Genomic DNA, 16331 nt, shown 5'->3' on the forward strand with positions numbered 1-16331 from the left:
CAACATCCATTGCCTATGTTGGCAAAGCGGAGAAACCTTTCTATGTCTTTAACGAGTAAAACATCTTGTGTCATTACAATTTCGGATGTTCCCACAACCAAACGAATTTTAGTTATTGATGTTGGTGGTACACATGTCAAACTGTATACCGCCCCTAACACCCCTGCTATCGAATTTGTTTCTGGTCACACTATGACGCCAGAGCAATTTATTCATGATGTCAACCAATGCATTGATACGCGTTTATTTGATGGCGTCAGCATTGGCTTTCCATCCCCTATCTCTGGTAATCGTATTCTCAAAGAACCCGTTAATTTAGGACGTGGTTGGGTTGATTTTAATTTAGTGAATGCATTCCCGTGCCCTATTCGTCTGATTAACGATGCTGCAATGCAAGCTGTTGGTAGCTATGAAGGTGGCAGCATGTTGTTTTTAGGATTAGGTACTGGGTTAGGCAGTGCATTAGTGGCTAATCAGCAGCTACAGCCAATGGAAATTGCCCATTTACCCTATCGAGAACATGACTACGAATATTATGTGAGCGAACACTATCGTGAATCGGTTGGGGATGAGACATGGCGGCAGAGTGTGCTAACGATAGTGGATTTATTTTATCAAGCCTTTATGCCGGATTACATTGTGATCGGTGGGGGTAATGTGCATCAGTTTGCTGAACTACCTGAGCATGTACGGCGTGGCGATAACGACAAAGCTTTTCTTGGTGGAATCAGAATTTGGGGGAATAACCTATGAGTCAATCATCTGTAAATCAACTGCAATTAGGTTTTATTGGGCTTGGCAGAATGGGGGCCGCGATGGTGCGTCGCATCCAACAAGCCGGTATTTCGTGTGTTGTTTATGATCAAAATGCAGCGATTCGTCAGCAATTACCCGACAGCGTTGTTTTTAACCACTCACTTGAGGAATTGGTGAAAAACATGCAGGCACCCCGACATATTTGGCTTATGTTGCCCGCAGCGGTTGTCGACACGGTCATTGCTCAGTTAAAACCGTTACTCGAAAAAGGTGACACACTGATTGACGGTGGAAACTCCCATTTTACTGAAGATATTCGTCGTGCTAATGCATTGAAAGCCGACGGCATTCACTATATGGATGTTGGTGTCAGTGGCGGTGTATGGGGAGAAGAACGTGGTTATTGCCAGATGATTGGTGGGCCGAAAGCGCATTATGAATATTTAGAACCGGTTTTTCGTGCATTAGCGCCTGGCGTCGATGCCGCACCACGTACTGAAGGTCACCAAGGCGAACCGTCACCAGCAGAACAAGGCTACCTACATTGTGGCCCGAGTGGTGCCGGTCACTTTGTTAAGATGGTGCACAATGGTATTGAATATGGTTTGATGGCGGCTTATGCGGAAGGACTGAATATCCTTAAGCATGCAGATCAAGGGCTTAATCCTGTTGCTGCGGATGCGGAAACTGCGCCACTGGAACACCCTGAATATTATCAATATCAATTACCTGTTGGCGAGATCAGTGAATTATGGCGCCGCGGTAGTGTGGTTGGATCTTGGCTACTTGATCTGATCGCGCAAGAGATGCACCAATCCCCTGACTTGGAGAATTATGCAGGACGAGTTTCTGATTCGGGAGAAGGCCGTTGGACATCAACCGCAGCTATCGATTTAGGGGTTCCTGCTCCAGTCCTGACAAGCGCTCTGTATTCACGTTTTGCTTCTCGTGATAATGATTTATTTGCAGATCGCGTTCAGTCGGCAATGCGTCATGCTTTTGGAGGACATAAAGAAAAAGCAGCAGAGCAGGGGGGAGATCAATGAGTCGTCTTTCATTGGTAATATTGGGAGCAAGTGGTGATCTGACCAAACGTTTATTAATGCCGTCATTATTTCGCTTGCATAGATTAGGCCTGATCCCTGAACTCAATATTATTGGTTACTCAATTGATAAATGGGATCGCGAAGCTTTTTTACAGCATATTCATAACGCTCTGGCTGAATTTATTGCCGATTTTAATGAAGCAGAATGGACATCATTCAGTGAGCACTTAGATTTTGTCAGTGGTTCACTTGAAGCATCGGCTTTGCAAGCGCTAGAAAGCAAATTGACACCATCGGCGCTGTTTTATCTTGCATTGCCTCCTACCTTATTTGGGCAAGCAGCACAGGCGATAGGTGAGGCAGGATTGTCCAAAGAGAGTCCCGATAACTGGCGTCGTATCTTAATTGAAAAACCCTTTGGCACAGATCTCGAATCAGCAAAAGCATTGCGTGAACAAGTTCATGCTTATTGGGATGAATCACAGGTCTATCGCATAGACCATTTCTTGGGAAAAGAAGCGACACAAAACTTAATGATCTTCCGCTTTGCAAATCGTGTCCTTGCCCCTGTTTGGAATGCAGAACATATTGAGCAGGTACAAATTACCTATGCCGAAACCCTTGGTGTAGAGAACCGTGCGGTTTATTACGATCATTCAGGGGCAATGCGTGACATGCTGCAAAACCATCTTATGCAGCTACTGACCCTGACTGCAATCGAACCGTTAGGCCGCTGGGATGGTGAAATTCTACGTGACCATAAGGTTGAAGTACTCAAGTCCGTTAGGCCTACGGATGATATGGAGGCGAACGATTGGGCGGTTCGAGGACAATATTGTGCTGGGCAAGTGAACGGTGAAACGGCAACAGACTACTGCAATGAACCGGGTATACCTGTCGACACTAATACTGAAACTTTTGCCGCATTACGAATTGAAATTGATAACTGGCGCTGGAAAGGGGTGCCTTTTTATTTGCGTAGCGGTAAACGCCTTGCGAATAATTACGCTGAAATTGCGGTGCAATTTAAAGCGCCAGCAGGCGCATTACCGGAAAATGTTCAGGTTGATAATAATTGGCTGGTGTTCAGATTAGCTCCGACGATGGGGATGGATATGCATATGACGGCGAAATTACCGGGTATGCATCTAAATACACATGGCATTACCCTCAGTGCACCCTATACACAGCCTGGACAATATGAGGTGTCCGCCTATGAGCAGCTTTTAATTGATGCGCTCCATGGTGAACGCGCGCATTTCTTGCGTTTTGATGAGGTTGAGTGGGCGTGGCGGATTATCGATCCTGCATTAAAAGCATGGCAGAAAGGTATGCCTGATTTGTATAAAGCGGGAACTCAAGGGCCGGATACGCAATCACGAATTATGCGTACAGGGCATCAATGGCGTTCACTCTTTGAACAGGAGAGTCGCGAATGATAGCACAGCAAGCACCGGGGGCACCCGGTAGCACCGCAACTTGGACGAGTAGTGCAAAAGATATGGTAGGCACTGCGATAGGACAAGGGCGTGTGTGGTTTACTGTCGGGTATGGGATTTTAAATGAAGTCTACTGGCCTTCTTGTAGTACTCCGCAAATTCGAGATTTAGGGTTTATTATTGCTGGGGATGATTTTTGGTCAGAAGTTAAGCGAGTTCATCAATATAGCTTAACCACGCCATCATCTGCTTTACCTATTCCGAAAATCGTACATCAACATGAACGTTATCGTCTTGAGCTGGAAATTATCACTGACCCAGCCCGAGATGTATTGCTGATTCATTATCACCTTGAAGGTGAGGGACTGCGGCTATACCCACTCTTAGCACCACATCTTGGAGGGGATGGCGACAATAATTATGCGTCAGTGACTCCTGCGGGTTTGGCGGCTCAGAAGAATGGACAATACCTTATTTTGTCTGCTGAAAGTGGTTTTGCTCGTGGCAGTGTGGGTTATGTGGGAAGTTCTGACGGCTGGCAAGATTTTAGCCAAAACGGTGGAATGCATTGGGAATATCAACAGGCAGGTCCTGGTAATGTCGCAATGTTGGGAGAGTTGAATCGTAATTCAGGAGTACTCGCATTAGCTTTTTCAGATAGTGCACAAGGAGCTATAACTCTGGCAAATAGCTCTCTTGCCGCAGGTTATCAGGAAGCAAAGCGCCAGTACGCTTATTTATGGGCTGAATGGAATGAAACGGTCAATTTTCCTGAACTCGATAAATTACCGAAAAAGTTATCCGATGCTGTGCGCACCTCAGTTGTAGTATTAAAGACGCACGAAGGTAGAACCTTTCCCGGCTCACTGGTGGCGAGTTTAAGTACACCATGGGGGGATACCCATAAAGACCCTGGGGGTTATCACCTTGTTTGGCCAAGAGATTCGGTTGAAGTCGGCTTTGCGATGCTAGCTTGTGGGTTGATTACGGAAGTGCGAGCTTTACTGGCTTATTTGATAGCCATTCAGCAGCCTGATGGGCATTGGATGCAGAACAATTTTACTGATGGTCGCCCTTATTGGCAGGGGATTCAACTGGATGAAGTCGCACTACCGGTACTATTTGCCGCAAAATTACATGAGCAAGGCTTACTTGGCGAAATGCGTGGGGCAGCGGTGCATATGGCACGTAAGGCACTCGCTTTTATCGCACAATATGGACCTGCTAGCCCACAAGATCGTTGGGAAGAGAACTCAGGAATTAACCCTTTCACATTATCAGTCTCGATTGCTGCATTGGTGGCTGGAGCGAAAGCGGGTTTCCTTGAGGAAGGTGATAAGCAATACGCTATTGATTTGGCTGATGATTGGAATGAGCGATTAGAATCTTGGGTCTATGTCTCTAATACGGAACTTGACCATGAATTGGGTATTTCAGGACACTATATCCGTTTAAATCCGAATTGCCATTCAGCCCGCTTTGGCGATGTGATGCTACGTAACCGTAATAATGAAACAATTAACACGCGTGCGTTATTGGGGATGGAATATCTCTATTTAGTGCGCTTAGGGCTACGTAAAGCGTCAGATAAACGTATTCAAGATACCACCAAACTGGTGGATAAACAGTTATGCGTGAACTTGCCGGCAGGTCCATATTATTATCGTTATAACGAAGATGGTTATGGTGAACATGAGGATGGACGCGCATTTGATGGAAGTGGTGTAGGTCGCCTATGGCCATTACTCAGTGGTGAACGAGGCCATTATGCCGCGGCCTGTAAACAAGATATTCAACCTTATTTAAATGCGATCTTAGCCTCGGCCAGTACTGGCGGTATGTTGCCCGAACAAATCTGGGATAAAGAAAGTATTCCAGAAAGAGGGTTATTAACGGGCAGGCCGAGTGGTAGTGCGATGCCACTGATTTGGGCACATGCGGAATTAATCAAACTAATTTACGTGCAAAAAACGGGTGTGCCTATTGAACAGTTGCACTCGGTGAGTGAGCATTATGGTCAAAAATCGCTAGCGCCACGGGCACGTCATTGGCGTGATAATTTGTCTTGCGGGGCCGTGCCCGCAGATCGTGAGCTATGGATTGAAGCGCAAGAGCCATTTGTTCTGCATTATGGTTATGATCATTGGCAAAATATTAAAGAGCAAAGCAGCCAGCCACTTGGTTTAGGCCTATATGGTGTTGCATTAGATATCAGCGCATTAGCAGGAAAAACGATCCAGTTTACACGTAGATTTGATGCTAAGGGCTGGGAAGGCCGTGACTGGAGTATTGATATCGAAGCATAAATAATCGTTTATGCATTCAATCTTTCAAGCGGGCATTTAATCATGCCCGCTTTCTTTAATATAAATTAAATCAGCAAATTGATTGTAAACAGCAACGCATGATTGAATGGCGAGATGCAGGGGAATGACAGGGTAGTGAGAATTTAAAGCCGCATCGCGGCTTTAAACCTCATTGAACACTCATTGGGTTAGCAGTCTGCGATACACTTCTAAATATGTTTCAGCCGACTTTTGCCAACTCACATCCCGAGCCATTGCGTTTCGTTGTACTTGCTGCCATTGTGCTGGGGAATCCCATAAAGCAAGTGCACGATCAACGGCGGCCTTGAGGTCAGAGGCATGGCTTTCATTAAACACAAAACCAGTTGCTTCTCCGCGCTTGATAGCTTCTAAGGAACAATCTGTCACGGTATCAGCAAGGCCTCCGGTATTACGTACTAGGGGGAGAGTGCCATAACGTAATGCATAGAGCTGAGTCAGGCCACAAGGTTCAAAACGACTTGGCACCATTAATACATCTGTACCTGCAATGATTTGGTGGGATAGCGGCTCATCATAGCCAATGATGGTGCGGATCTGATCAGGATATTGCGATTGTGCATGACGATAGGCATTCTCAAGATCATGATCGCCGTTACCCAGTAAAATAAACTGACTCCCTGAATTCAGTAGATCCGGTAAAATATCAAGGATCAGATCTAACCCTTTTTGGCGAGTCATACGGCTGACAACAGCAAAAAGAGGCTTGTCAGTCTGTTGCGCAAGACCGAGAGACTTCTGTAAAGCAAGCTTATTTTTCACCTTATTTTTTAAATTGTGTGCACTGTATTTTTGCGCAATGAATGTATCACTTGAAGGTGACCATACTTCCGTATCGATGCCATTGAGAATGCCGCTGAGACGTTGTTCATGACTGAGTCGATTTAGCAATCCATCTAGGCCATAAGCATAATGTGGATTTAAAATTTCTTTGGCGTAGGTTGGGCTAACGGCATTGGTATGGTTGGCATAAAATAGACCTGCTTTCATAAAGGAGAGCTGACCAAAAAACTCCATTCCTTCAACATTATAAAACTCAGGGGGTAACCAAAGCTCATGGATATGATGAGGGGAAAATAGCCCTTGGTAAGCAATATTATGTATTGTAAACATACAACGAGCAGGGTATCCGTATGCGGCGAGATAGGCACAAGCAAGGGCGGCATGCCAATCATGTGCATGGACAATTTCTGCTTGCCATAGGGGATCACAGCCTCTCGCAAGTTCTGCTGCAACAAAGCCTAATAGACCAAATCGACGGTAATTATCTTGATATGCATTATTATAACCATCGTGATAAGGGCTGCCTTCGCGCTGATAAAGATGCGGCGATTCAATAATATACAGTGGCGTGCCTTGGTATTGACTATAAAATAAGGTGATTTCACCAGCAAATGTATTGAGTGTGGTGACTTTCTGTTTGTCGGATACTTGATTGATGATGGCAGGAAAGCCCGGAACTAACACCCTTGCATCTGCACCATACTGTCGCTGAGCTGGCGGAAGTGCGGCCACAACATCAGCCAACCCACCTGTTTTTAATAAAGGGAAAAACTCGGCACAAACATGTAATACTTTCATTTTTACTCCTTATTGATTTGTGGTTGGCCGTAGGCTCAGGTATAGCGTTGATAGAGGGGGGAGTGTTAATTCAATAGAATGATCATAACCATGAGCCTTAATGGGTTGGGTCATAATGTGGGAGGTCGATTGGGTTTCTTTCCCCCCATAGAGTTGCTCGCTTGTGTTTAATAAAATTTGGTATCGACCCGCTTGTTTGACGCCGATACGATAATGAGGGCGAGTTACAGGTGTAAAATGACTGATCACGAGCAGTGGATCTCCATTTTCTGCATAGCGAATAAATGCAAAAACGGCGTTGTCATCGTCATCGACGATCACCCATTCAAAGCTTTTTTCATGGTGATCATTATCGTAAAGTGCCGGCGTATTACGGTAAATTAAATTGAGAACTTTCACCAAGCGTTGCACACCAGAGTGTGGGCTAGTTGGAATATCAATCAGGTGCCAATCAAGTTCACTATCATGATCCCATTCGCGCCATTGGGCTATCTCCCCACCCATAAAAAGTAATTTTTTGCCAGGATGCGCCCACATAAATCCATAATAGGCTCGTAGGGTGGCAAATTTCTGTTCGGGCGTACCTGACATTTTGCGTAATAGCGACCCTTTGCCATGCACCACTTCATCATGGGATAAAGGGAGTATGTAGTTTTCAGCCCATGCGTACATGACACTAAATGTCATTTTGTTGTGATGATATTTTCGGGCGAGTGGATCGAGTTGTAGATAACTTAAGGTGTCATGCATCCACCCCATATTCCATTTGTAGTTAAAACCGAGTCCACCAAGGGATGGCGGCAAGGTAACGCCCGAAAAGTCTGTCGACTCTTCAGCTGCCATGAGGCTATTAGGCTGGATTTTATGCAACCGCTCGTTGGTCTCTTGTAAGAAGCTAACGGCTTCGAGATTAATATTGCCTCCGTATTCATTGGCAATCCATTCGCCGTCAGGACGGCTATAATCACGATAAATCATGGAAGCAACAGCATCGACGCGTAAGCCATCAAAACCAAAGCGATCAATCCAATATATCGCGTTATCAGATAAAAACTGACGCACTTCACGGCTACGGTAGTCGTAGATCAGAGTATTCCAGTCACGGTGTTTGCCTTCTTTTGGGTCAGCGTATTCATAAAGTGGCGTCCCATCAAAATTGGCGAGTCCACTGCTATCAGAAGGAAAATGGCCAGGTACCCAATCAAGAATAACATTGATACCGAGCTTGTGTGCTTTATCAATAAAATCAATTAAATCTTGAGGAGAACCAAAGCGGCTGGTAGGGGAATAAATCCCCAATGGCTGATAGCCCCAAGAGCCATCAAAAGGGTGTTCACTAATGGGCAATATCTCTAGGTGGGTGAACCCCATTTCTTTGACATAAGGCAGTAATGTGTCTGCTAACTCACTGTAACTTAACCATGTTGTGCCATTATGTGAGCGACGCCAAGAGCCAAGGTGAACTTCATAGATTGAAATAGGGGCATTACGTTGGTTCGCCTGAATTTGTTGCGGTGTAGGTATAGATTTTTTGGGCAGTGGAGAAATGATGGATGTGGTATCTGGCCGTAATTGGCTACGAAAAGCATAAGGGTCAGATTTTAATTGGAGTTGCCCCTTTGCATCTAATATTTCATATTGATAGTGAGTACCAGCATGGATAGCAGGAAGAAATATTTCCCAGATACCGCTTTCTGGATGGTAGCGCATTGGATAGCGACGACCATCCCAAAAATTAAACTCACCCACCACTGAAACCCGTTGCGCATTTGGTGCCCACACACAAAAATGGGTACCTAAGATATCATCCAACTGCTTGATATGTGCACCTAATATCTCAAATGAGCACGTTTGAGGAGAACCTTGAGTATTCGAGTCATGGAGTAATGTGCCGAAACGATAAGGGTCTTCAATGATTTGTTGCGAGTCACCCCAGTCAACCTGCAAGATATAGGTAAAGTTAGTATCTAAGTCTGCTGCGTCACCAACAAAAAAACCACGTGGGTCAACGCGTGATAATTGAATGACAGGGGCTGCGGTTAGCCTGTCAAGGACGGTGACTTGCTGAGCATTGGGTAGTAATACTCGAAAATATGTTTTTCTCCCTTGCTGATGCATACCTAAGAAGGAGAAAGGGTCACGATAATTTCCGGCAAAGAGTTGATCAACGATCAGAGCTTGAGTTGAGGATACCTTCGTTTCTTTCATTACCTCTCCTGAATCAAAGCAGTCGGGGCTAACAGTCTTCTATTATAGTTCTCATTATGAACGATAGAATGATATTTATTGTTTCATGCTCATCATTTTCTAGTGATACTGAAAATTATTTTGATCATATAAGGATGATCTAGGGTATTCAGATACTTTTTATTTATTATTATTCTGCACATGTATTATTCAAATGTAACAGCAACTAATTCTGATATATCAAAACATTGAGTTGGATCAATATCAAGTAAATTAGCGATACTTTATATGCGAAATATGCGAATAAAGCCAACGCGCAATAAAGCTGACGAGTGCTGATGGAAATCATCAAAAATCGATGTGTTAAAAATAATCTTTTTTATTATCATAATAATTAGGGGTAAGAAAAGTCAAATATAATAATCTTTAAAATTCATTAAGTTAAGTTGATTCTATTTAAGATGCTCACCATTGAACATTCTCATCATTTAATGATGATAATGTTAATATCTAATTAAGAATAAATTTTGAAATTAATAATGCTAAATGGAATTCTCTATTGCTTTATTAGCATTAGTTCGTAAATATAAGGGCAGTGATTAATAAAGCGTGAGACCCTGAGAGTTATTATGGATCAACCTACAAATTCAGCAGAAACCAATCAAAAAACGAAGAAAGAAACACGTCGAAAAGTGTGGATGGTTATCGCTTCAATTATTATTGTTCTTCTATTTGTTGCCTATGGTGCTTATTGGTTTCTTGTATTACGTTTTCAAGAATATACCGATGATGCCTATGTCTCTGGTGTGCAGGTGCCGATTATTGCGCAAACAACAGGCAACGTGACTCAGGTTAACTTTGAAAATACAGATTTAGTGAAAGCCGGTGATGTGCTGGTGGTTCTTGATAAAACCAATGCACAGTTAGCCTATGAGCAAGCAAAACACGATTTAGCGACCACTGTGCGGAAAACGAAAGAGTTGTATATCAATGGTGATGAGTATTTGGCGCAGATTCAAAAAAATCGTATCTCACTTGCGCAAGCACAAAAAGATTATCAACGAAGAGTTGCTTTGGGTCGCAGTGGCACAATTTCGAAAGAAGATTTACAGCATTCTCAAGAAGCCGTGCAGTTGGCGCAAGCCGCACTGGATATATCCATTCAACAATATAATGCCAACCGTGCCCTGTTGCGTAATACCGAGCTGAAAAAACAACCCGCTATTCAACAGGCGGCTGACAATGTGCGTAATGCATGGATTACCTTGCAACGCACTGAAGTAAAAAGCCCTATTACTGGTTATGTTTCACGCCGTAATGTACAAGTCGGTTCTCAAGTTAGCCCACAAGGTTCTTTGATGGCTGTTGTTCCAGTGCAACCTGTGTGGGTTGATGCCAATTTTAAAGAGACCCAACTTGAGAAGGTGCGTATTGGACAGCCTGTCACTCTAACCAGCGACTTTTATGGTGATGATATTGTGTATACCGGCAAGGTTGTTGGCTTAGATATGGGAACAGGAAGTGCCTTCTCTTTGTTACCCGCACAGAATGCAACGGGCAACTGGATCAAAGTGGTACAGCGTTTACCTGTTCGTGTCGAATTAGAGCCGGAGCAGGTCGCAAAATATCCATTACGTATCGGGCTATCAATGAATGCAACGATTGATATTAAAGACCAAAATGGCCCTGTATTAGCTGAGATTCAGCGTGAAACACCGGCTTTTGAAAGTGACGTATTGGTGTTAAAACTGGCTGATGTCGATGCAGTGATCGACACCATTATTAACGAAAACGCGGATTAGCCCGAAAGGAGTGGCTGTGGCAGATATTCAACCACTAAAGGGCGCAAAGCTGGTATGGGCAACGATTGCATTGTCGTTAGCAACTTTTATGCAGGTGCTAGATTCGACCATTGCTAACGTTGCTATACCAACAATTGCAGGTGATCTCGGTGTTTCTATGTCTCAAGGAACATGGGTTATCACCTCATTTGGGGTTTCTAATGCTATTTCTATCGCGATTTCTGGATTCCTTGCCAAACGGTTTGGAGAAGTCCGCGTTTTCCTATGGGCAACAGCGTTATTCACCGTATTTTCATTACTCTGTGGCTTCTCCGACAGCCTTGGCATGTTAATTTTATTTCGTGTTTTACAAGGTGCTGTCGCAGGGCCTGTGATCCCCCTTTCACAAAGTCTGATCATGCGTTGTTATCCACCCAAAATGCAAAATATGGCGCTGGCATTTTGGTCAATGACAATCATTTTAGCCCCCGTATTTGGCCCTATTTTTGGTGGTTATATCAGTGATAACTTCCATTGGGGCTGGATCTTCTTTATGAACGTACCGTTAGGTATTTTCGTGGTTATCGTCGGTTCTATTATTCTTAAAGGAATGGAATCGAAAGTCGTGAATGTACCGTTTAACGTGATTGGTCTGGCATTACTATCCGTAGGGGTGGGTTGTCTTCAGGTACTACTGGATAAAGGGAAAGAGCTTGGTTGGTTGGCATCGAATGAAATTGTGATTTTAGCGGTTATTTCAGCGATTGCTTTAGTCTTCTTGGTGATTTGGGAACTGACCGACAAAAACCCAGTGGTTGAATTATCCCTTTTTAAATCACGTAACTTCACCATTGGGACGATTTCTGTCAGTTTGGCCTATATGGCTTACTTTGGTGCCATTGTTCTCTTGCCTCAATTATTGCAAGAGGTCTATGGTTATACCGCAACATGGGCTGGATTAGCGCTCGCACCAATTGGTTTATTACCCGTCTTATTTTCTGCGCCCGTTGCTAAGCTATCAGATTTCTTAGATATCCGCTGGATAGTGACGTTTAGCTTTGTGTTTTATGCGATTTGTTTCTTCTGGCGAGCGTATACTTTTGAGCCTAGTATGGGCTTCTCAGCTGTTGTTTGGCCACAATTGGTACAAGGAATGGCGGTTGCCTGTTTCTTTATGCCATTAACCACGTTGACCCTGTCTGGTTTGCCGCCAGAGAAACTGGCTTCGGCATCAAGTCTGGCAAACTTTTTCCGTACACTCGCGGGTTCGATAGGCACTTCAATCACAACAACGATGTGGAGTGATAGGGAATCAGTTCACCATAGTCAGTTAACGGAATACATTACAGACTATAATCCAGAATCTTTGCAGATGTATAAAGAGATGGGAGCACATGGTTTAAGCCATGAGCAAACATCGGGTTTCATTGCGCAAGAGATTACTAGCCAAGGGTTAATCATTGCTGCAAATGAAATCTTTTGGTTATGTGGATGGGTATTTATCGGGCTGATTATTACCGTGTGGTTTGCTAAGCCACCATTTGGTAATAAGGCTTAAGTGCATAAAATAAGGGCGTGAATGTATCACGCCCTTATTGTTTTGAATATTAGGGATAAACAATATTCAGGGTGGCTGTTGTTTTTAGGGTGCCTTGGCTGGCTTTATGCGGATCCCAAGCGTAATAGTAAACGGCCATAGGGATACTAAAGTTCGGTTCTAACTGACCCCCCGCATTCACATAGAATAATGATGTTGCATGACCACGAGCGTTTGGGTTTTGTGAAATCACGATAGGGTTATTTGGATTACTGGTTTTAACTAAGCGTAGACCGATACCTTGGGCCGCATTGGCTGTTTTATCAATCAACACGGTATTATCTGAGCTGAGCAGATTATTGCTAGATAAAAAGATATCAATTGCTCGTTCCGCTGTATTATTCGCCCCCCCTAGGTTTTCACAACGCATATTTAATGCAAATGGGGTATAGCCTGCCTGTGACTCATTAATGACTTGATGACGGCTGAGTGTTGGTAATGTCACAACAAGGCCTGCATTTTGAAAAGCGCAAGTGGTAAGTTTAGGCGCATATTTCAATATTAGCGGCTGGCCGTACATATCTTGGTCATCGTAAGGCCAATTAAACCCATTAAACAACCATTGCAGGATCTTAATAATTTGCTTAACAGGCCATAGTACAATGTCAAAAAATGACATGCCACTTAAGTCTGTAACAAATAAAATATCATGCAGATGAGCAGTATGACCGGCAATCAGGGTGCCTTGTTTGGGTTCAAGGGTAAATTTAATCGTTACTGGAGTATTAAGTTCAGAGGCATTGTGGCGACCTGAGTTCTTCAGTTTTCTATTTGGGATATCATTAATGATTTGTGCTCTGACATGATATTTCCCATTCATGAAACTCAAAATCGTCGCATATTGGTTATCGGTATTGAGAATTTTGGTATAACCGAACTCGCTGTTACGAGTGGAACAATTGAAGCTACCCACATACTGGGTTGATATTGTGGTGGTCCATTCTGGCGTAGCGGGGGTTAGTTTATCGGACAAATCAATACTGATCGGCGAGGCATAGCGAATACCTCCACCTCCCTCATGACAAATTGCTTGGCTATAACCACTAAATGCAATCAAGACTAAAAAAAGAAAATGTTTCATCATGACATTCATCTCGTTATTGGCAAACGCCAGTTATGCCATCAAGGTTGTCAGGCAGATTGTGAATGGTGCAAGTACCATTATTCAGCCGGATAATGACCGACTTAGGAAAGGTTTCTGCTTTTAAATACAGCATGCTGGCTTGCCCTACATAACCCAAGGCTTCGCCTTGAAGGTCAGTAACCTCCGCGCCAAAAGGAAGCGCACTGCCATTTTTTTGTACTGCACGACTGATCCAAGAAGAACGGGTATCTGTTTTAAATTTAATTAAATTCACCGAGCCTTCTATCGGGGCACTATTCGCAATATTACCAATAACTTCAGCACCTTGAGTATTTTCTGTATTTGACAGAGTGATGGTGTTTTTACGATAAGGGGTTGCATAAGGCACCAATGCCAACCCTTCTTTATTGGTAATAATACTTTGGTCACCATTGACCATGAGTCCTTGCGCTTTTGGGGCTTTCACAATGGTCATTGTGTTACCAATCTCATTGGAGGCAAGAAGTTCCCAAGGTATGGCAACTAGGCTACCACGAGCGTTTAGACCGGTTTGGCGATAGTCATTAGATTCACTTATAGAGCTACCAATAGTGGAGATATTTGAACGATAAGCAACGTTGGCGCTTGCCATATTTTGGCCGCCTTGTTGATTACTTCCAGATAAGGAGTAGCTCAAACGATTTGATTCCAGAGCAGTGCCACTTAGAGACACCGTACTTTGCTGATAACGAGAGTCAGTCGCCGTGAATCCCGTACTCACCCACATATCATTATCAAACAAAGAGAGCGGGAAGCTAATTGAAACATAATAGCGATTTTCTTCTTTGCCTTTGCCATCGCGTACTCGGCTTGCTGAAAGAGAGTAACTCATATTTGCATAGGCGTTTGAATAACCTAATTGATATTCACGCGTGGTTGGGGTGGTTGACCAATAGTCTCGTTGAGAACCCGAAATATATAAGGTTCCCCAATTTTCTGGTAAACGTTGGTTAAGGTTAATGGTGAAAGTATTCTTAGGGCGTACGCCACGCATAGAATCCCATGTATTCATATCAAAAACAGGTGCTTCACGATTAGGTTGCGTTTCTGACTGCTGTTTTTCTATGGTTTCTTGATAAAGGCGATACCCTTCATGAGCATGGATAGCATCACTGAAACTATAGTAACCTTTCGTGGAATAACGATAGGCTGCTAAGGTAAAGTTTGTGGCGGTTGTATTTAAAAATTTACTGTATGACACCCTCATACTTTGACCTGTTTGAGTATCACTAGGTAGCTTCGTTTTGGCATGGGTGATATCAACGGCGACCGCACCAATAGGAAAATTCCAGCCAGAACCCAGCAAATAAGCTTGATAATCTTCACTGGCGATAACGCCGGTATAACCTGTGATTAAGTTATTAAAGCCATATTCGAAAGTGCCTTGGAAGAACTTCGGCTGATAGCTACCATTTTCTTGATTAACTTTACCTGCGAGTAGTGCGTAGTTACTGACGCCTTCTTTTAGCATGCCAGGTACAGCGGAGAAAGGGACAGTGAAGGACTGTTCTTGGCCGTCAGCTTCTTTCACAATGACTAATAAGTCACCCGCAGACCCTGTTGGCTGAATATTATCAATGGTAAATTGCCCTGGTGGAACGTTTTCTTGATAAATCACACTGCCGTTTTGCATCACCTTGACGAGGGCGTTAGTTTGCGCAACACCTCTGACAATCGGGGCGAATCCCTGTTGTGAGGTTGGGCGCATATTAATATCTGACGCGAATGAAGCCCCTCGGACACGCACTGAGTCAAATAATGTGCCTTGAGAGTAGAAATCTCCAGCAATAAAATTTGATTTATAGGATGGTAAAGCTTTACGTAGGTAGCGGGTGTTATTCTGCCATTTTAGATCATTGCCTGCATGTTTACGGACTGAGCTGCTATCACGAAATTGCCAAGAACTGAAGTTGATCCCGGATTCAAGGCCAGCATAAAAGTCATCACTGGATGATGTGTCGCCACGTTTATTATGCGTTTTATAGTATGTTGTATTATATGAAAGCATCGCAGCGGGTATGCCATTCTCCCAAAATTCAGGGGGAACGTAGCCCGCTTCCGTGCGTAATAGGAAGCTTTGTGGAATAGACATTTTGATGCTTAATGTACTGACATCAACATCAAAGCTACCCCCTTGAACTAATTGTTCTAATGAATAATTTTGTTGCTCACTCGTGCTTTCAGGTAACTTGATACCTAACAACGACGCTTCATGTTTGCTAAGCAACACTTGATTGTTATCGTTGGTAAACACAAAGGAATAGCGCCCTTTCCAGTCACCATTAATAAAAACGTCCATTTCTTGGGTGCCTGCTGGCATGCTTTGTTCTTCATAAAAGCGAGACAGGTCTGATTTCGCAGAATCACCAGCGAGTAAAGAGGTATCAAAGCTGACCCCCCAACTTTTTGATGTTCCAAGAACGAGAAAAGCGAAAAATAGGCTTTTATGGCAGCCAAACAACGTCATTATTACGGA

At 43.6% G+C, this 16331-nt stretch carries 10 protein-coding genes; 6 read left to right on the plus strand and 4 right to left on the minus strand.

Annotated features, from left to right (window positions below):
- Positions 1 to 42: 42 nt before the first annotated feature.
- From G3341_RS00880 to G3341_RS00895, 4 genes are read left to right on the plus strand one after another with little or no spacing between them, the layout of a single operon-like run.
- The gene (locus tag G3341_RS00880; RefSeq protein ID WP_154622635.1) at positions 43 to 753 is read left to right on the plus strand and encodes an ROK family protein; all 711 of its coding nucleotides are present in this window, start codon (positions 43 to 45) and stop codon (positions 751 to 753) included.
- Complete coding sequence (gene gnd, locus G3341_RS00885; RefSeq protein WP_154622636.1) at positions 750 to 1802, plus strand: phosphogluconate dehydrogenase (NAD(+)-dependent, decarboxylating); 1053 nt, start codon at positions 750 to 752, stop codon at positions 1800 to 1802. Before G3341_RS00880 ends, gnd begins: the two co-directional genes overlap by 4 nt.
- Entirely contained in the window at positions 1799 to 3241 is a 1443-nt protein-coding gene (gene zwf / locus G3341_RS00890; protein WP_154622637.1) for a glucose-6-phosphate dehydrogenase, read from the plus strand. The genes gnd and zwf overlap by 4 nt, the downstream gene beginning before the upstream one ends.
- On the plus strand, positions 3238 to 5547 hold the full coding sequence (locus tag G3341_RS00895; RefSeq protein ID WP_163860506.1) for a glycoside hydrolase family 15 protein: 2310 nt from the start codon (positions 3238 to 3240) through the stop codon (positions 5545 to 5547). The genes zwf and G3341_RS00895 overlap by 4 nt, the downstream gene beginning before the upstream one ends.
- Positions 5548 to 5727: 180 nt before the next feature.
- Here G3341_RS00895 and glgA read toward each other — a convergent pair whose 3' ends face one another.
- Positions 5728 to 7167: a glycogen synthase GlgA gene (gene glgA, locus G3341_RS00900; protein ID WP_163860507.1), complete on the minus strand. Its 1440-nt coding sequence runs from the start codon at positions 7165 to 7167 to the stop codon at positions 5728 to 5730.
- 9 nt (positions 7168 to 7176) lie between these two features.
- Complete coding sequence (gene glgB / locus G3341_RS00905) at positions 7177 to 9375, minus strand: 1,4-alpha-glucan branching protein GlgB (RefSeq protein ID WP_163860508.1); 2199 nt, start codon at positions 9373 to 9375, stop codon at positions 7177 to 7179.
- 608 nt (positions 9376 to 9983) lie between these two features.
- Here glgB and emrA point away from each other — a divergent pair.
- Positions 9984 to 11156, plus strand: coding sequence for a multidrug efflux MFS transporter periplasmic adaptor subunit EmrA (gene emrA / locus G3341_RS00910; RefSeq protein WP_154623247.1), 1173 nt, complete (start codon positions 9984 to 9986; stop codon positions 11154 to 11156).
- Positions 11157 to 11172: 16 nt separating this feature from the next.
- A complete protein-coding gene (locus tag G3341_RS00915) occupies positions 11173 to 12693 on the plus strand; it encodes a DHA2 family efflux MFS transporter permease subunit (RefSeq protein ID WP_163860509.1) in 1521 nt (506 codons plus the stop codon).
- A gap of 49 nt (positions 12694 to 12742) precedes the next feature.
- On the opposite strand, the gene G3341_RS00920 is transcribed toward G3341_RS00915, so the two are convergent.
- Positions 12743 to 13816 (minus strand): fimbrial protein, encoded by a 1074-nt coding sequence (locus tag G3341_RS00920; protein WP_167520907.1) that lies wholly within the window; start codon positions 13814 to 13816, stop codon positions 12743 to 12745.
- Between the two features lie 13 nt (positions 13817 to 13829).
- Positions 13830 to 16322, minus strand: coding sequence for a fimbria/pilus outer membrane usher protein (locus G3341_RS00925; protein WP_154623245.1), 2493 nt, complete (start codon positions 16320 to 16322; stop codon positions 13830 to 13832).
- Between the last annotated feature and the right edge of the window lie 9 nt (positions 16323 to 16331).

It is taken from the genome of Providencia vermicola (genome assembly GCF_010748935.1).
GTDB lineage: Bacteria > Pseudomonadota > Gammaproteobacteria > Enterobacterales > Enterobacteriaceae > Providencia > Providencia zhejiangensis.